Source organism: Clostridium collagenovorans DSM 3089, assembly GCF_900130005.1.
GTDB lineage: Bacteria > Bacillota > Clostridia > Clostridiales > Clostridiaceae > Clostridium_D > Clostridium_D collagenovorans.
The window spans coordinates 170,958-190,889 of sequence record NZ_FQXP01000004.1 but is presented as its reverse complement, the minus strand read 5'-3'; the positions used below and the strand labels follow the sequence as shown (position 1 = coordinate 190,889).

At 26.5% G+C, this 19,932-nt stretch carries 13 protein-coding genes; 6 read left to right on the top strand and 7 right to left on the bottom strand.

Annotated features, from left to right (window positions below):
• Window positions 1–212 precede the first annotated feature (212 nt).
• Window positions 213–1,055: a helix-turn-helix domain-containing protein gene (locus BUA48_RS05380; protein ID WP_242944302.1), complete on the top strand. Its 843-nt coding sequence runs from the start codon at window positions 213–215 to the stop codon at window positions 1,053–1,055.
• 117 nt (window positions 1,056–1,172) lie between these two features.
• Here the strand turns inward: BUA48_RS05380 and BUA48_RS05375 are convergent, their stop codons facing one another.
• A complete protein-coding gene (locus BUA48_RS05375) occupies window positions 1,173–3,089 on the bottom strand; it encodes an FUSC family protein (RefSeq protein ID WP_072830864.1) in 1,917 nt (638 codons plus the stop codon).
• Window positions 3,090–3,718: 629 nt separating this feature from the next.
• On the opposite strand from BUA48_RS05375, the gene cls (BUA48_RS05370) reads away from it, so the two are divergent.
• Entirely contained in the window at window positions 3,719–5,143 is a 1,425-nt protein-coding gene (gene cls, locus BUA48_RS05370; RefSeq protein ID WP_072830862.1) for a cardiolipin synthase, read from the top strand.
• A 139-nt stretch (window positions 5,144–5,282) separates the two neighbouring features.
• On the opposite strand, the gene BUA48_RS05365 is transcribed toward cls (BUA48_RS05370), so the two are convergent.
• The 4 genes from BUA48_RS05365 to BUA48_RS05350 are packed head-to-tail and all read right to left on the bottom strand — an operon-like array spanning window position 5,283 to window position 9,991.
• On the bottom strand, window positions 5,283–6,695 hold the full coding sequence (locus BUA48_RS05365; protein WP_072830860.1) for a DUF4340 domain-containing protein: 1,413 nt from the start codon (window positions 6,693–6,695) through the stop codon (window positions 5,283–5,285).
• A 15-nt stretch (window positions 6,696–6,710) separates the two neighbouring features.
• Complete coding sequence (locus BUA48_RS05360) at window positions 6,711–8,168, bottom strand: GldG family protein (protein WP_072830858.1); 1,458 nt, start codon at window positions 8,166–8,168, stop codon at window positions 6,711–6,713.
• Between the two features lie 13 nt (window positions 8,169–8,181).
• Window positions 8,182–9,045 (bottom strand): ABC transporter permease, encoded by an 864-nt coding sequence (locus BUA48_RS05355; RefSeq protein ID WP_072830856.1) that lies wholly within the window; start codon window positions 9,043–9,045, stop codon window positions 8,182–8,184.
• A 16-nt stretch (window positions 9,046–9,061) separates the two neighbouring features.
• On the bottom strand, window positions 9,062–9,991 hold the full coding sequence (locus tag BUA48_RS05350) for an ABC transporter ATP-binding protein (protein WP_072830854.1): 930 nt from the start codon (window positions 9,989–9,991) through the stop codon (window positions 9,062–9,064).
• Between the two features lie 445 nt (window positions 9,992–10,436).
• Here BUA48_RS05350 and cls (BUA48_RS05345) point away from each other — a divergent pair, with 445 nt between their 5' ends.
• A complete protein-coding gene (cls, locus tag BUA48_RS05345; RefSeq protein WP_072830852.1) occupies window positions 10,437–11,867 on the top strand; it encodes a cardiolipin synthase in 1,431 nt (476 codons plus the stop codon).
• A gap of 271 nt (window positions 11,868–12,138) precedes the next feature.
• On the opposite strand, the gene BUA48_RS05340 is transcribed toward cls (BUA48_RS05345), so the two are convergent.
• Window positions 12,139–13,872 (bottom strand): peptide ABC transporter substrate-binding protein, encoded by a 1,734-nt coding sequence (locus BUA48_RS05340; protein ID WP_072830850.1) that lies wholly within the window; start codon window positions 13,870–13,872, stop codon window positions 12,139–12,141.
• Between the two features lie 781 nt (window positions 13,873–14,653).
• Window positions 14,654–15,910 carry a hypothetical protein gene (locus BUA48_RS05335; RefSeq protein ID WP_072830848.1) on the bottom strand — a complete coding sequence of 419 codons (1,257 nt, stop codon included), beginning with the start codon at window positions 15,908–15,910 and terminating at the stop codon, window positions 14,654–14,656.
• Window positions 15,911–16,378: 468 nt separating this feature from the next.
• On the opposite strand from BUA48_RS05335, the gene BUA48_RS05330 reads away from it, so the two are divergent.
• From BUA48_RS05330 to BUA48_RS05310, 3 genes are all read left to right on the top strand, one after another.
• Window positions 16,379–16,789, top strand: coding sequence for a hypothetical protein (locus BUA48_RS05330; RefSeq protein WP_072830846.1), 411 nt, complete (start codon window positions 16,379–16,381; stop codon window positions 16,787–16,789).
• Window positions 16,790–16,952: 163 nt separating this feature from the next.
• A complete protein-coding gene (locus tag BUA48_RS05325) occupies window positions 16,953–17,711 on the top strand; it encodes a hypothetical protein (protein WP_072830844.1) in 759 nt (252 codons plus the stop codon).
• A 1,558-nt stretch (window positions 17,712–19,269) separates the two neighbouring features.
• Window positions 19,270–19,911, top strand: a complete 642-nt coding sequence (locus BUA48_RS05310; RefSeq protein ID WP_072830838.1) for an ABC transporter ATP-binding protein — start codon at window positions 19,270–19,272, stop codon at window positions 19,909–19,911.
• Window positions 19,912–19,932 lie beyond the last annotated feature (21 nt).

Sequence of the window (19,932 nt, the reverse complement as noted above, 5' to 3'; positions counted from 1 at the left end):
TTAACTCCAATCTCTCTTTTGAATTTTACTTTTCTATAAAGCCATTCTAGTTATTCTTATTAATTAATTATTATGGTAAAATATTAATTACATTAACTCAATAACTATATAAAAACTTAAGATAGATTATAAAAATATAAAATATATAGTTGAATATAATTCAACTTTTTTTTGGAATTTATTATATTTTACTTCTAAAGGAGGATCATTAATTGAAAACAAATTTAGAAATCTCAAAGCCATCATGTTACTTAACAAATTCTGTCGAACCTAATCTAGATACAACGGATATGAATGCAATTAAGATAATTAAAAATAATATATATAGAGAAACCTGTGAAATCTTTCAACATAATTTAAAAAGACTTATTCAAATTGAAGGAACTCAGAAAAAATTAGCTTTTAAAATTGGAATATCTCAAGATTTACTATCTAAATATAAATCTGGTGAAGCCTTTCCTTCAATAGAAACCTTAATTTATATATGTAAACTTTATAATCTTGATTTAAATAAATTTTTAAGTGTTCCACTCAATGCACTAGATATGGAAAGATTAATTATTTCTTCTGATTTTAAGTTTGATTGTTTTCTTGATATATATCACGTATATTTTCTAGTGACTAATCTAAATAAAGAAGGGGCTATTCATGAAGGCATTATGGAGTTTTCTAATTCAAATGTAGTTTTTAGAATACTCTCTAATAATAAAATAGTTAAATCTTTTTATGGTACCTATACAATATCTGATAAATTAGTTTTTTTTAATTTATACAGTAATATTGACGGCAATGCTTATATAAATATGATTAAACCTAATATAAATAAAAACAAATATGTTGGCGGCCTGGGCCTGATGCTATTACCATCAGATGCAAATAGTAAACCATGTGTGCAAAAGATTTTATTTAGTAAGACTAAATTAAATAGAGACTTAAACTTTAATGAATTGAAAACTTTTTTAAGCTTTAACTTTAAAGATATACATATAGAAAATTTAAAACTCTCTTCCTATGAAGATGAAATAGTTTATAATTTTATAGAAAGTTTATCTTAAAATTTAAACTCTTAAAAATAAAAAAGAATGTTACAGTGAATACTCTAATAAAATATCCATATTAATTAATAGGATATTTTATTAGAAGCATAATGTAACATTCTCTTTTTTATTATTTTATATGCTTTGTTCTTTTAAGCTTTCATTAAACATATTAAAGATTTCTTCTAGATTAATAAGTAGTAATATATCTGAGCTACTCCTTACTTCTTTTAATCTTGAAACTACATAATCTCTTATACTATCTTGTCCTGACTCTACTGCATAAATTACTTCTTTAGATATCTCTTCTACTTTAAGATTATCATTGCTATCTTCACTTAAATTTTTAAATAAGAAATACACATTGTTCATAGATATACGTTGTTTGTTTAAAAAGTTCTTTACACTATCCTTATTTAAAACCTGATTATTCATTGCAATTTCTTCATTAATTAATCTATTACAAATCATTAATTCTTTTATTTCTTCTTTCTTTGCTTCATCCTTACATGATAAGAAAATATCCTTTAATATCTTTTTATCTAAATCTATGGAGTTCTTTATTAACTCTTTAGTTGAATCTACAATTTTATATGGTAAAAGATACTTGTTTCCTAATAAAGCTACTATAATTCCCCCTATTATGAATAAAAATCTATCTACTGCAAAGTGAGTAAAATCGCTTCCTACTGCAACAGCACCTAAAGCAGATATTGTTACATAAATCATTTTAACATCATATTTTTCTGGGAATGTACTTAAATAACCTACTAATAAAATCAATAATACTCTAGCATTAGTTGATGGAATTAACATAAAAGCAATCTCAAAGATTATTATTCCTATAACAGTTCCCTTAAGTCTTTTTATAGCCTTTGTTTTACTTTCTTCAACATATGGAAGTATTAATGTTGAAAGTGTCAAGATAAACCATCTACCTGTTTCTAAGTTAAAGTAATTTATTATACATGCACTTATACTGGCTAGAATAGCACCCCTTAAAGCAAAGGAAAATCTTAATGATTTTCTACTAAACTTAAACTTTAGAGACTTAATATTTACCCATTTATTATGGATGCTACACTCTCTATTATAAAAATCCTTTTTGTTAAACTCTACATCATTTATACTATCTAAAAGTAATTGGAAATCTTGCTTAATTTCATAAGTAAGATATTTATTAAGTGTATACTCTTCATTATATTCTTCAAAATTACTCAATTGTAATTTTAATAATTCTACATCTATTTCTCTATTTAAACATTTATATATACTATCAATACAATCTGCAGCCCCTCTTAAAGCACCTTCATACAAATCTATATTTTGATTTTTGTCCACTTCTAAAGCAATTTTATATAAAGTTACATTTAAACTTTTAAGAGCAATTAAAATATTAAGTTCTACTTCTCCAATTTTGGTTTCATAAAACTCTTGCTCGCCCCTAGAGTAAATTTCATCCATAAGATTTACTAAGGAAGTCTCTATATCTATGTTTTCCTTTGTTAACTGATGAATATCTCTTTTTTGAAAAATATATTCAATTTCTTCCTTAACTTTAAGCACTTGATTTTTAATTCTTACATTTAAAGATTTTGAAAACATATTTCTATTAATTAAAAGCTGTAATGCCATAATAAGTATTCCACAGGCAGCTAAAGCCATTATACGCATTGGTAACTTATTTAAATCAACTTCATAGTACAGCATAAATATATACTCTAATATAAATGGGAAAAATACAGATTTCTTTGCATCATATGTGAAATAATATAATATAAAGAAATACACTGCAAAAGTCATTATTAATGCTGTTATAGGATTAAGTGACCCTATAAAAGCAGCGGCACCTATACCCACTTGTATTAGGACAAACTTAATTGTATTATGTAGTGGATTTATAGTGTAATCTATGCATAGTAATGTAAGTCCTACTGTTATTCCTGCAACTCCTACTATTGAGTTTTCTACACCAAAAATACTTTTAAATACTGTAATAAATAAAACAATAATAATAAACATCTTTGTTTTTTCTATAATTTTTTTCTTCATCCTATCACCTTCACTTTAGAATTTCTATTTATATAGTTTTTTTCTATTATCTATTTACTTATACTATAAAGTTTATAGTTAGCATTTTAAAGAAATTTAAAAGCTGTAATAAAAATTACAGCTTATTCTTACAATTATTTATTAATATATACTAGTAAATAATCTTATTAATACTTTTATTCAATTACACTACTTGAATATATGCAAAACTGTAATTAAAATTTATAATAGTTGCATTAAAGAAATCTAATTCATATTTTATATAATAGAAGTATTTAATATTAGTTGTTTAATGCTTAGCTTGCACTAAATTATTCTTATATAAATTCAATATTACAAAGTATATATTCTGATAAATATATTAACCTCGTATTGTTGCTATAGCAACAATATTATTATATCTTATATATTTTTTTTATTCAATACGTTGAATTATTTTTATTATATTCAGATTTTTTTGTAAGTATTAACATTTCATATATTTTATAATAATTTTCATTTTAATTACCTTATTATTGAATTTATACTTTTATATGTTTTAAGTTTTTGTTGCTTATTTGTTAAAATTAATTTATCATTTATGTAATAATACACTATTAGTCATAATTTTAAAGTTTAGGAGGTTTATTATGACATATTTTGTTATAGGTTTAATTTTCTTTTTACTTAATGCAGCCTGTGTTTTTTCACTTATATTCATTGAAAGAAGAGAACCTGATACAACTTGGGCTTGGCTTTTAATTTTAATACTTTTGCCTGGTTTTGGATTTCTACTTTACTTAGCAATTGGACAAGATTTAAGTCGTGAAAAAATCTTTAGAGAGAAAACAGCTATTGATGTTAGTAAAAGAAAAAATTTAAAGGACTTACTTTCTAACACTAACTCTCATAGTTCTTCTCAAAATTATATGGATTTAATTAAAATGAACTATAATAACTCTGGTTCTTTGTATACTTCAAATAACTCCGTGGAAACTTTTATAAACGGAGAAAATAAATTTAAAAGCTTACTTAATGATTTAGAAAATGCTAAGGACTTTATTCATATTGAATACTACATTTTCAGATTAGATAACTTAGGGAAAGAAATTGTAAAAATCCTAGAGAAGAAAATTAAAGAGGGTGTAGAGGTAAGATTATTAGTTGATGGTATGGGTTCTAAAGGAGTTAGAGGTGATGCTGAGAAATATATTAAAAGCCTTGGAGTGCAAATGGCTGTATTTTTCCCTGGATTGACTCGCTTAGTTAACTTAAGAGTTAACTATAGAAATCATAGAAAGATTGTTGTAATTGACGGAAAGGTTGGATATGTCGGTGGCTTTAATGTTGGCGATGAATATATAAACCGTGGAAAGCAATTTGACTTTTGGAGAGATACTCACTTAAAAATTAAAGGTGATGCTGTTCAAGAACTTAATAAACGATTTGTACTTGACTGGGATTATGCTGCAAGTGATAATATTTCCTTAAATCCTAAATACTTTCCTGATGTTGAGGATCAAGGAGATGTTGGATTACAAATTGTCTCTTCTGGACCAGACCACATTGAAGAATATATTAAGTATAACTACTTAAAAATAATAAATAATGCTAAAAAGAGTGTGTACCTTCAAACGCCTTATTTAGTTTTAGATTCTCCAATGATACAAGCACTTAAGATTTCTGCCTTATCTGGAGTAGATGTTAGAATTATGGTTCCTGATAAGCCTGATCATTTCTTTATGGAATGGGTATTAAGTGCAAGCATAGGTACTTTAATAGATTCAGGAGTTAAGTTTTATAGATATAAACATGGCTTCATTCATGCTAAAACTATAGTTTCCGATGGTGCTGTATCTAGTATTGGTACCGCTAATCTAGATATTAGAAGCTTTAGACTTAACTTTGAAGTTAACGCTATTATTTATGACAATGAAATAGCTAAAAGTCATGAAGAAATATTCTTACAAGATCAAGAAAAGTGTGATTTAGTTACTAAGGATTCTTATAATAATCGTCCTAGAAGACTTAAAATTGAGGAGGCTATTATAAGATTACTATCACCTATATTATAAGATTATGTGTTTATATGCTAGGCTTATAAATCTAAAAGCCTAGCATATTATATTAATTAGGTTTTAGTATTTTACTATAGGTTTGTAAAAATAAGTATAGTTTATTTAATGAACTATATAAGCTTTTTAAAGCAACTCTTTATTTAAGCATTTTGATAGCTTCATCTACAAACTTCTTTTCCATTAAGAAATTCTTGTTTCCATTTAACTCTAAAACATAGAAGTCTTTATCTTTATCGTAATTATAGAGTTTAGCATCAACCTTATATTTTCCTTGTAAGTCAATTGTTATTACTGGTTCAGAATCAGCTACATTCTCCTTTAATTCTCCCTTAATACTTAACTTTTTCAATAAGTCATAGAAGGTTTTAAAATACACTTCATCCTTCTCCTCATCATTTAATTTATAAATGTATTTTGAAGAATTATTACCCTTTAACTCTGCTTCTACTCCATCCTTATTTTCACCCTTGTTTTCTTCTATAGTCCAATTTTTATTGCCATATTCACTACTATTTATAATTATCTTAGATACATCTGTATCATTAATAGCAAACAGGTTCACATCTACCATATCATAGGCATTAATCTTATAACTCGCTAAAATACTTGAACTAGTAGCATATATATTATCAGTACCCTCCACATTAAAATATGATTTTCCATCTTTATCTTCACTAAACTTAATCTTATACTCTTTATTAGAATCTGTAACTAATATTATATAGGCAGGATTATCAAGTCCTACTTCACTTGAGGATTTACCCGTAGTATCAAAAGATTCTTTAGCAGATAAGGAGGTCACTGTAGATAAAATACTCTCCACCTTGCTATTATTAGCAAATATTCTCTTACTATATGGACTTACTACATACCATTTATCATCAGATTTATTTAATGCTATTTCCTCTTCACCTTTAGGGGTAACACTTATATTTCTAACACTGTCCCATACTATATCAGCTGTTGGTAATTTAATTTGTATCACATCTTCTAAGCTTAAATATAACTGATCTATAGTAGTTTCATTTACAGTATAAATTGTATTGCTATCACCTAGTTTACAATATACGTCATACCCTGTTGGAACCTTATCTCCTATTATAAGCTCCTTTGTAGAGTTATCTTCAAGAGTTAAAATAATCTTTTTAGAAGAATTATCTAAGCCATATTGTTTTAAGTCCTCTGCATTTTCAGTAACCTTTTGCTCGGCTTTTAATGTACCAAAGATATTAAGTCTTTCATTTATCATCTCTTGCTTTACACTTTCCTTACTTCCCTCTGCACTCCAAAGCACCTTAGCTTCTTCACTCTTCTCATTTACCTCTTCATCATTTTCTTTTACTTCTTTATTTTTAATAAGTGTAAAGTTTTCTTCTCCATTTATATATTGAATTTTAGAAAGCTTATTTGTATCAATATTTAGAAGGTTTATTTTATCCTCACTACTGTTTTTATCCTTATCTTCCTTGCTTGGCATGAAAAAGTACGCTGCACCAACTAAAGCAAGCACTACAACTAAACTAATTATGGTAATTAATTGCTTTTTCATAATACTCCCCCTATTTTATAAGTGTTTTCTCTTCATCCAAACAACAACACCTGCAATTGCAAATACTAGTGGTAAAGCTATAACACTAAACATAGCTAATACATAAAATTGATTTTGTTGTATCATTATTTGTTCTGGTTGTATGTTTTTAGATCTTATAGAAATATTATTTTCTCTTTCTGTTAACCAGTTCATAGAGTTCATTATAAGGTCTAAGTTTCCACCCTTTGTTAAGTTAACTAATTGAGGATCTCCTATTTGCTTAGAAGTTATTACTACAAGCTTAGCACTTCCTAAAGCTTCATTATCTAATTTATCACTTACTGCAACACCTAAGTTAAATGGACCATTTTCATCTCCATCTTCCTTTTGAATTGTTTCAAACTTTTGGTTTTTCTTTGAGTAAGCAGAATCAGTTGTTTCTAAAAGCGGTTTTACTTCTAATGAAGAACGTTTTAAATCCTTAATCTCTATTCCTTGTGATGCTGTAACTAAAATTGGTAGTTTTGCATTTGCTATTGGATTAGTAATTTCGTGAGATTCTATACTTGGTATTATGTTAGTATTCATCTTATAAACCTGAGAATTATCTCCTTCAACTACTATATGAGGTTTAATAGCAATTCCATAATTGTCAAATAACTTATTAAAGTTTTCTAATCCTTCTGGAACATAATCCATTATAAATAATGCTCCACCACCAGCATTAAAGAACTTCATTACTGAGTCATACTCTTCAGTAGTTAAATCCTTTTGAGGGGCATTTATTATTAATACATCTGAAGATTTATACTCCCAATTTCCTTCACTTAATAAGTTTAAATCTTTAACTGTATAGTTTTCAGTTTTTAAAGAATCACTTACTGTAGTAGGAAGAGTTCCTTCATTATGTCCTTGTAATACAAAGGCTGTAGGAAGATTATTATTAGTTACATAATCAATGGCACTTGTTACCTGTTGTTCTATTTTTATTCCCTTTACAGTACCTTGGTTATAATCAACATCATACATATCCATATTACTTATAACCTTAAATCTATCCTTATTTTTTACTATTATACTTCCAGCAGTTATGTTTTCACCATTAGTTGAATACTCCTTAACTATGCTAGGATTAACAACTGGATCTACATATTCAACCTTTACATTTTTAGATTCTGATTCATATTTTGAAAGCATATCTCTAACTGCATTATTTTTCTTGTCCGATTCTTCTAAGGACATAATTGTAATTTCATTTTGTAATGCATTTAATATATTGCTTGTTTGCTCAGATAATGAATATAGCTTATCCTTAGTTAAGTCAAATTTGATATCTAGCTTACCAAAGATAAGATTAACTACAAGTACTATTAAAATTATTACACTTGTAGACACTGTAACTAATGAACCATGCTTACTTTGTTTAGTTTTAAAGGAAGCCTTAGCATTAGTTGAAATATTTTTAAATAAATCTTTTTTCTTTATACCCATGAAAATTCCTCCCTTAGCTCCATCTTCTCTTCTCAATTAATCTAACAGTGAAAAGTAGCATTATAAAAATAAATGATATATAATACACTATTGATGCTAGGGGAATTAAACCTTCACTAAAGCTATAGCTTTTATCAATGATTGCAAACCATTGAAAAAATTTAGTTATAATCCCTGAAAACACAGCCTTATTAACAAAGAATGTAATAACTGAAGCTGCAGTGCCTATTAATCCCACTATAATAGGAATTACTATGTTCTTAGTTGCAACATAAATTATAGCTGCAAAAGCTATAACTAAAATTATTACAAATATAAGTCCTGAAACTTCATCCTTAGGAAGTGAATTTGTAATTGGTTCAATAAACCAAAGCCCAAGTAAAGCTCCTAAGGTTCCTATTGCTGCTGTTACTTGACTTTCTGCAATAGCTGATATTAACATACCTATTGATATAAAAGTTCCTCCAATAAGTATAAATCCTATATAACTAGAAATAATTTCTGAAAGTGCTAATTTACCAAATCGTCCTAAAATAATAGGATAAATTATAGTAATGCAAGTTCCTAATAAAAATAAAGTAAAGGCAGCTGCATATTTACCTAAAACTATTCCTGATATACTTTGAGGAGATGTATATAGTAATTGATCCGTTTTATTTCTTCGCTCCTCAGATAAAAGTCTCATAGTAAACACTGGCACCATAAATAAAATTATAAGCACAAGATCATTTAATACATAGTTAAAAGAACTATTCATATTAAATAAGTTAGTAACCACAAAGTATATTCCAGTAAAAAACAAGAATGTACTTAAAAATATATAGGCTATTACATTATTAAAATAAGCCTTAAACTCTTTTTTAAATAATATAAACAATTAAATCTACCCCTTTTTATTCTGTAATTTTTAAGAATATATTTTCTAAATCTAAATTTTCAGTATTCATAATCATAATAGGTAATTTTTTATCTGCTAACTTAAAGAAAATATCCTCACGAGGATCTTTATTTTCCTCTAATTCTAAATTGAAATCATAAGAGTTTTCTTCAATACTCTTTAATTCATTAATACTATTTATTCCATCTATAGTGTTTAGAACTTCTAATATAGATTTCTTTTCTCCCTTAACTCTAAGGAATATCTTATTAGAACTAGAAAGTTTCTTTTTAAGTTCTTCCTTTGTTCCTATAGCTACAAACTCACCCTTATTTATGATTAATAATTTATCACATACCTCTTCCACCTCAGAAAGTATATGAGAACTAATTATAACTGTTTTTTCTTTTCCTATTTTCTTGATTAAATTTCTAATTTCTACAATCTCTTTAGGATCCAATCCAACAGTAGGTTCATCAAAAATAACTATTTCTGGATCTCCAATTATAGCTTGAGCTATGCCTACTCTTTGCTTATATCCTTTAGATAAGTTTTTAATAAGTCGTCCTCTTACCTCAACAATATTTACTGAATCCATAATTTCTTCAAGAACATTATGGATCTCTGTTTTCTTAACCCTCTTAAGTTCACAAACAAATTTCAAATATTCTTCAACGGTCATATCTAAGTAAACTGGCGGATTTTCTGGAAGATATCCTATAAGTCCTTTAACTTTATTTACCTCATCCACACTATCATGACCATCTATTAGAACTCTACCACTGCTTGCACCTATGTATCCAGTAATAATGTTCATAGTCGTTGATTTACCTGCACCATTAGCACCAAGAAATCCTAAAACTTCACCTCTTTGAAGTTCAAAGGATAAATTATTTACAACAACTTTATCACCATATTTTTTTGTAATATTTTCAACCCTTAACATGGTAACCCTCCTTTTTAATTTCACTTTCCTACATTATTTTAATTGCCTAATGTGTCAACTAAGTGTCAAAAAACCTTTTTTTGTTAACATTAAATGAATAAATTATAAAACTTTTTATCCTTTTAATTACTTTTGAATATAATGATATGAATCACATTTAATTGTTTAAGAACCTTTAAAATATTATTGTATACACTGTTATGCTAAGGATTTATTTGTAATCTAATGTAAATCTTTAATTTTTACATTACAATTTACTAGCTTTTCTATAAAAATTTTTGTTCTTTGTACTTTAAATTATAGTTATGGAATAATATTATTTTTAGAAATAGCTTATAATAAAATAGCTTGTAAAATAAAGCTTTTGAATTTATCTTTTCAAAAATTGGATATAATTTAATATGACACTTAAATAAAAATACAGGCACTTAACTAGGAGGAATTTATGAATGCTTATTTTGTTTTATTAACAATAGCAACGGTAGTAAATATAGCCTGTGTATTTTCTCTTATATTTTTTGAAAGGAAAGCTGCCGATACCACTTGGGCTTGGCTACTAATTTTAATTCTCCTACCAGGATTAGGTTTTATACTGTATTTAGCAATAGGACAAAATCTAAGCCGTGAAAAAATATTTAGAGAAAAAACCTTCGTAGATGTTACCAAAAGGAAAAAATTAAAATCTGAATTCAATGTTGATTGTAACTCTCATAGTAGCTGCAATGATTATAAAGACTTAATTGAAATGAATTATGCAACTGCAGGATGTAAATACACAGATAATAATAATGTAGAAACCTTTATAAATGGTGAAAATAAATTTAAATCTCTATTAAAGGACTTAGAAAATGCTAAAAATTTTATTCATATAGAGTATTATATTTTTAGATTAGATGACCTTGGACATTCCCTTATGAAAATTTTAGAAAAAAAGGTTGCTGAAGGAGTAGAAGTTAGAGTTTTAATGGATGGAATGGGTTCTAAGGCAACAAGAGGACAGCACGAAAAATACATGAAAAGCGTAGGCATACAGGTTGCTGTATTCTTCCCTGGAATAACTCGTTTTGTAAATTTACGTATTAACTATAGGAATCACAGAAAAATTGTAGTTATAGATGGAAAGATTGGCTATGTTGGTGGTTTTAATGTAGGAAATGAATACGTTAATAAGGGCAAACAATTCGCCTTTTGGAGAGATACTCATTTACGTATTAAGGGTGATGCTGTTAAAGAGCTTAACAAAAGATTTGTGCTTGATTGGGATTATGCCGCAAAGGATGATATCTCCTTGAATCCTAAGTACTTTCCGGATATCGAAGAAAATGGTGATGTGGGACTACAAATAGTATCCTCAGGTCCTGACCATATAGATGAATATATAAAGTATAACTATTTAAAAATAATAAATAATGCTAAGAAAAATCTATTTATCCAAACTCCTTATTTGGTTTTAGACGCCCCTATGATACAGGCATTAAAGATGTCTGCTTTATCAGGAGTTGATGTAAGAATAATCGTTCCTGGTACACCTGACCACTTTTTTATGGCGTGGGTTTTAAGTGCTAGTATAGGTGAACTTATAACCTCTGGAGTTAAATTCTACGGCTACAATAATGGATTTATTCATGCTAAAACCATTGTTTCTGACGGTACAGTATCAAGCGTAGGTACTGCAAATTTAGATATACGTAGCTTTAGACTTAACTTCGAAGTAAATGCTATTATATACGATAAAAATATAGCCAGTGAACATGAAAAAATATTCTTAGAGGATCAAAACTACTGCACAAAACTTGATCTTGATACCTATGAAAACAGAAGCAGAAGTCTTAAAATCAAGGAAGCTCTTATAAGACTTATAGCTCCTATTCTATAGAGATTCTAAACTTAGTAAAACCATGTATTGATAAATTATATACTTATATTTCAGTTCATTATAAGATGATTTTATAAGTATACTTTATAAACATGCATGGTTTTTTTTATATTCTTTTTTCTTTATAATAAAAAACCATGCACTAATTATGCATGATTTTTCATTTATAATTGAATTTATAGTTGGCTTATACTAATAAATTTTATAACTTTTCTAAGATTGTAATTTACAAATAATATTAAATTATAAAACTTTACAAAATATGAGTTTATTATCTACCAGAAGTATAAACACCCTTATAATCCATACAGAAACCTGCTAAACCAGGAACTCTATAATTTTTAACATATTTAGCAGTATACATTTTATATAAAGAATGCTCAAAAGGACTTATTAAAACTTCATCATAAGTAAGAATCTTTTCAGCCTCACCTAATAATTCAGCTCTCTTTTGAGGATCTAATTCTAATCTAGATTTTTCGATTTTCTCATCATATTCTTTATTATTAAAGTTTAAATATGAATAAATACCATCAGAAGCATATACATCTAAGAAGTTTGATGGATCATCAAAGTCGGCTAACCAACTACCTACTGCTATATCAAAATTACCATTTTGCATATTTTCATACATTATCTGATATTGATTTGATATAACTTCAAGGTTAATTCCTAAAGCTTCTTTCCATTTATTTTGGAACCATTCTCCTTGCTTTTTACAATAAGCATTATCTCCTCTTGTATTAATAGAAATTTTTAATTTAGATGGATCATCGCCTAACCCAGCTTCTTTCATGCCTTCTATTAATAAAGCTTTAGGATCTTTTACTTCATCTATTAGTTTTTTTACATACTTAGGATTACCAAGTCTCTCCTGATAGCTTTTACCATCAATAGATACATTTTCAGGAACACATTCGAAACCAGGAATGCTGTTTCCATTACTTATATCTTCAGAATATTTTTTTCTATCTACACTTGCAGCAAGTGCTTTTCTTATTTTAATATTACCAGTAGGTCTGTCTTCTTTAAGATTAAATACTAAGGATTCAACATCATATGCTGGAACCTTTTCTATATTAAATTTGTCAGAAGAATCAAATTTTCCAACCCACTGAGGATCATTTACATTTCCTCTATCAACTTCCCCATTATATAAAGCTTGCATAGCAGAGTTTGCATCCTCCACTATAGTTTTTGTTACTTTTTCAATGAATACATTATCTTTATCCCAATAATTTGGATTTTTTTCATATACTAATACACCATTATGTTTCCATTCACTTAAAATATATGGTCCATTTGCCATTGTCATTTCAGCTTCAGTACCATATTTACCAGCGAACTTTTCGATAGCTGCCTTTTGAACAGGTCTAAAAGTTGGGAAGTAAGAAAATTGTAAAAAATATGGTGTAGGTTTCACTAATTCAAATTTTAAAGTATAATCATCTACAGCTTTCACCCCGACATTTTCTAATGCAGCATCTATAGTAGCATCAGCTTGTCCAGTTAAATCTAAAACTTCTTTAGCTCCCTTTATAATTGGTGATATAAATGATGAATAATCAGAAGCAACCCTTGGGTCACAAACTCTTCTAAGTGAGTATACAAAATCATTTGCTGTTACAGGAGTTCCATCTTGCCACTTAGAATCCTTTCTTAATTTAAATGTAAATTCTGTGGAATCATCATTGCTTTCCCAACTCTCAGCAACACCAGGTACTATTTTATCCGGTCCACCAGGTTCTTCAGAGCCCTCAACTCTTGTTAAACCTTCATTGATAGGTGCTACAGCTTGCCATGTAGTTGTTATACCAGCTATTGTTGGGTCAAGGATTTGTGGTTCACCACCAAATAAATTTAGGTATTGCTCTTTATCCTTTTGACCACTAGCTGAGCCAGTACCCCCATTAGAACTATCTTTTTTGTCGCTGCATCCAACTAAAGCAGAAGTAGAAAGTACTGATACTGCCAAAATTGTAGCAAGAATTTTTTTGCTTTTCATTAATAGTTACCTCCAAAAGTTAAAATCCATTTTAAAATTATATGAACATTGAATTTCTAAAATTTATAAAAATCAGAAAACAATGTGCAAAATCTAAAAAAACTTAATAGACATCAAACTACTTAATAAGTGAGCTTGCAAGGTAAAGCAAAATACTTTTAGTTAAAAATATATTATTGTAGCCTTAAATATAGATTTACCATAAATATTTTTATTTAATAATAGGAAGTTTTAATATCAACTTGTTATTTCAATAAATATCATTGTGTAATATTCATTGAAATAACAAGTATTAATTATCAGAAAATTCAAGGTTTTATACACCAAAAATATCCTTCAACTAAAATAACAAATATATTAAAGTTTTTAAATTAAATACCTAAATATACTTTAATAATGTTTTATAGAAATTATTGTATACTATTCTAATAAACAACACAATAGTTTTATTAATAAAAAATTAAAAATATTCATAAAAATCATGAAAAAAAGATAAAATATTGCTTAAAAACTAAAAAAAAGATACTTTATGTATGTTTTTATAGTATTTTTTGAAAATTTTAAAAATATTTTGTGAAAATTATAAATATACTGAATACTTTAAAAATAAGTCTTAATAAGATTTAAAATATATTAAAATAATTTTATAAACATAATAAATAAAGCTCCTGCTCAAACTATCTCTTCATGTTACAGTTTAAGTAGGAACTTTATTAATAATTATTACCCATACTAATTCAAATCTTTAATTGTAATTATGATTTTTTATTTAAAATTATATTTATTCTTCTAAATACTTGCATATAAGCTTAAAATCTTCTTCACTAAAGTTCTTTTTAAACCTCTTAGATTGCTTTTTAATCTTCTTATCCACCATCTTTAAAAACTTAACTCTAACAGGTAAATATCTTTCAAGCTCTTTAATATACCTTCTTTCAAAGTATGTTTTACTTCTACATACAGAATATAATACAAGTAAAAAGCTATTTTCTCTTATGAATTTTGTCATAAGTTCCTTTTTTTCAAAATCCATACTTTGTAAATCTATGGACACTAAATTATCTATAAACCTAAATAGTTTATTAGTAAGTGCTTCTAAATTATATTTCCCAGCCAATATAGAAAATATAGTATTACTATTGCTTAATTTATCACTTTTTATATCTTGAATATCATCACCTAGTTGAAGCACAACTCCATAACCAAGTAAAAATCTTATTGCATTTTCACTTAATTCACCTGCAACTAAATACCCATCTGCTAATACTGAAGTGCCTCCCTTAGAGAAACTTATAGAGATAATGTCATTTTGAAAAGGAATTATATTTTCCTGTTGGATAAGACTTCTTACTTGCGCTTCATGGATAAGCACTAAACTTTCAAAGACCTCTTCAAAGGCCTCTCTTGAATATTGAGATTCTATATTATCAACTAAGGAAAAAAGCTTATCTTCATATATATTATTACTACTTATTTCTTCACCCTTAAGCTTTTTATAAAGTCTTTCATTTATCTTTGTCTTCATATTGCTATTTAATAAAGGATCATCTAAATAATTATCAGTGTACGGATACAACATACTATATGCATAAGCCGATTCCGTAACTTCAACGTCCTTTCCTAATATCAATTGGATTATATTCATGACTATGAAGTTCTTCATTGCTTGCATTATATTTTCTATAGTAAGAGTTTCCTCTTCCTTAACAGCCCTACATAAAAACTTTTTTATTGCCTCTCCAATACCAGAAGAAAGAAAATAATCCTTTAACTCCTCATCAAGTATACTTATACCCCTAAACTGGCTTTCTATTAAAGAAGTAAAATCCTTTACCCACTTTTTTCTTTTCTCTTCTTCTTCTGGAAATTCATTTAAAGTTCCAAAGCTTCCATCTATAGAATACAGTATCTCTTTTTCTATACTTAATTTTTCGTCTAATGTATAGGGTTTCATATTACAAAACTCATCACCACTTAGACTATACCATTTCGTAATATTCTCCTCTGTAATATCCTTAAATTTGTATATTAAATCCATCCCACCACTTATTCCTTTAACTAATTTTATAATCCATTCCTATAATATATATTTTTTATATTTATTTATATAATATCACATAATATGTAATAAGGATAAGTTTTATGTTATGGGATTATTATAACTATTTCACTTCTTTTAGATTAAATATTAATATTTTACATATTTACTCTATAACATAGTCTTTATGATTTTATTTTTAAAAAACTATTGACAATATTATCTAAAATTTATACAATATAATTGCCAAATATAATTCATAATGTAATAAATTTCATCCGAATTTAAATCGTTATTTTATCATAAAATCAATTATAGTGTATTTGACTCATTAAATTCCAATTAAATTCCAATTAAATTTCGTTTTATAACATTTGTAAATTTATAAAATATATATTATTAAGTTTTTGCAATTAACACTTAGTATTCTTCAAGTGTTAAAATAAATATTCATAAGGGGATACAACTATGAAAAATAAGAAAATCAAATTATTTTTATCACTTTTAATCGCTGGTGGAGTTTCACTTTCTGCTATCTCAGCATTTGCTGCAACAGCTCAATATGGAATAACACTAAATGCTACTGGAAGTCATGGAATCGGAAATGTAAAAAAAGATTCTAAATATCCAGCCTTAGTTAATAATGTTACCCATGTAGATTCTGGAGACAGATATGACTTCTGGGGATATAAAATCGGAAACTCTATAACTAGTGATGAAACGAATAGATCCTCCGCACATGGTACAGGACCAAAGTATGCATATTATGTTAATGAATCTCATGCATCTGCTTTAATCGGTACTAACATTGGATTAGGTATTAAAACTGGTCCAACTGTATACCATAAAATGTTTGTTAGCGGGACATACACTCCTTAATTTACTAAGGTATTTGTATTTTTAAAGTTAATATTGAAAGTATAATTGAAAACCATAGTAACTATTTTAATTATCTTAAGTATAATAAAAAATATTTTACTATGGTTTTTTCTATTAATTATATTTTTAAAATATCATTCAATAATTTCAAGGAGGTTTTTATGTGAATAATTATGTAAAATATGAAGTAAAAAGATGTTTTTTTTCTAAAATAAACTTAATGGCTATGATAATGGTTATGGTATCACTATTAATACCATATGTGTCTGATTGTAAATTTCCATACCCTAATTCAGATGGAACAATATTTTTTATACGAAGTAACATATACCTATTGCCATTATTAGCACCTATTATATGTTGCCTTCCAAGCTCGACTAAATACATAGAAGATGAGACATCTGGAATTTCAAAATTTCTCTTTATAAAAATAAAAAGAAAAGATTATCTTAAGGTCAGATTAATTGTTAATGCCATGGTAAGTGCTTTTACTATAGTAATTCCGCAAATAATAATGTTAAGTTTTCTTATTTTAAGACATGGCATAAATGGTACTGAAATAGAAGTGGTAGGAGCCTTCCATGAAGTATTTTTTATATCCAAAATAGGATATATAGGTATCGTGCTTTTAGTAACAATGCTTTCCAGTATTGTATTTTCAACTTTCTCTATGGGACTTTCTAAGGTAGTTAAAAATAAGTATCTTACAATAATAGTTCCATTTGTATATGTTTTGATTTCTGGAACTATATTCTATGTGTTTGGTATAAATGATATCTTTAATTTAAATGTTTCTATTTTATTTGATATATCATATAACTTATATTTGACCATTGCTAACCTTTTAATATACGAAGCTATCTTATTATTTATTGGAATATCATTATTTTGTTTTTGGGGTGAAAAAAACAGTGAAGAATAAATTTTATTACTACTTAAAAATTACTATAGGAAATATGAAAATTAATTATTTTGTTTTAATAGCTTTGATAACTTATGTATTTTCTGAATATTTATTACTTCTAAAATATAATAATGTAAGTCAACTTAATATATATGATATAAGTATTTCACTTTCTAATAGCTATTTAGCGATTGCTTATATGCTATTTTTATTATTTTGTTTACTATACTACAATATAACTTCTAATAAAGGCTTTTATAAATATGTTTTTTTAAAGAATTCCAGTAGCATGGAATGGTATAAATTTAATGTATATAAAATTTTTCTTTATTCATTTACTTTTGCAACTGTAATATTTTCTCAATGTTTTTTACAAGGAGTTATTAAACTAGATTTAAATAATTCTTGGAGCCAATATATTGTTAATTTAGCAAGTAACAATACAATAACTTACTTATACAGTCAAGAAATGCTTTCATACATTATGAAAACATTTTCACCATTAACTTTTGTTCTCATAAACTTCTTTTTTGTAATTTGTTTTTTTATAGTTATAGGACTATCAATTTTTATTCTTTCTTTAATTATAAAAAATAAAATTATTTCATTTTCTATTATGTTTTTTATAAACTGCTTAAATATAGTTATTTATACTGGTGATTTAGGAGTTGATTTTATAAGGAAAATATCTTTATATTATAATCTCATTATCTTGAGTTTTCCAATTGGTGATATTAATGTATTTAGCATAGTTTATAGAATATTATATTGGGTAATATTAATTACAGTATTAATCATTATAGGAAATATAATAAAATCTAAGGTGGACTTTTATTATGAAAAGTAATTTTATGAACATAAACTTAAATATTGTAAAAAATAATGTATTAGGTTTTATTTCTAAAAAAAATATATTCCAAGTGTCTATATTATTTATTCTTGTAAACTTAATAACCTTAAGTTCATATGAAATTAATACCTTTAACGAATTACTAAACCTATCCTTTTACGGAGTACCTAAAATAAGTGAATTGCCAATAGAATTTTTAAAATGGAGTGCTATTCAATTCTTTATTTTATATATTATACTAAAATTATTTTATACTGAAGTATACGAGAAGCTCCACATGACATTATTAAGAGTTTCAGATAAAAAAACCTTTATTAATAGTTTATTAGTCTCTATGTTTTGCATTTGCATTTTATATTATTTAATAGGCTTCCTTGTATTAATTTCATTTAACTTAAAACTATTATTTACTACTATAAATTCAATTTATCTCTTTAAAATTTTCCTATTATGCATATTATTTAGTTACACATTTTCTCTAATAGGAATATTAATGTTTTTCTTTATAAAAAATGAAAATTTAGTTTTTACACTAATATTTTTCTTTACTATTATTTCAACTTCTATAGAAGGAAATATAAATAAGTATTTGTTAATTAGTCAAGGTATGTTAATAAAACATATTTCTTATAATTTTAATTACGTATTTTCTATAACTTTAATATTAGTATTTTTAGTTATTACATTTTATGGCATTAAGTCATTGTTTATGGGGAGGGATATTTATTGAAAAATAATATTATACAAATAAATAATTTATCTAAGATAGTGGGCTCTAAGGTAATATTAGATAAAGTGAATTTAAATCTTGAGCCTGGTAAAATCTACGGTATAGTTGGACGAAATGGTTCAGGTAAAACTATGTTATTCAAGTCAATCTGTGGCTTTATAAAGCCAAGTGAAGGAGAAATATTTGTTTTTAACAAAGCTATACATAAAGGAGATTTACCAGAAGATACTGGTGTTATAATTGAAAACCCTGGGTTCTTACTTCAATATAGTGGTTTTAAAAATTTAGAAATGTTAGCTAGTATAAAGCATTGTATAGGTGAACAGCAAATTAAAGATTCTATAAATCTTTTAGGCTTAGATGCAGAAGATAAAACTCCCGTTAAAAAGTATTCTTTAGGCATGAAACAAAGATTAGGAATAGCTCAAGCAATAATGGAAAATCCAAAATTATTGATTTTAGATGAACCTATGAATGGTTTAGACGAAGAAGGAGTAGAATTAGTAAGAGACTTACTACTAAAATTAAAGTCTCAAAATGTAACTATATTAATAGCTAGTCACAATAAAGAAGATATCGAAATTTTATGTGATGAGATTTATAAAATGAATAGTGGTAAGCTAAGCTTAATTTTATAACCTAGTTAACCTTAATATTAC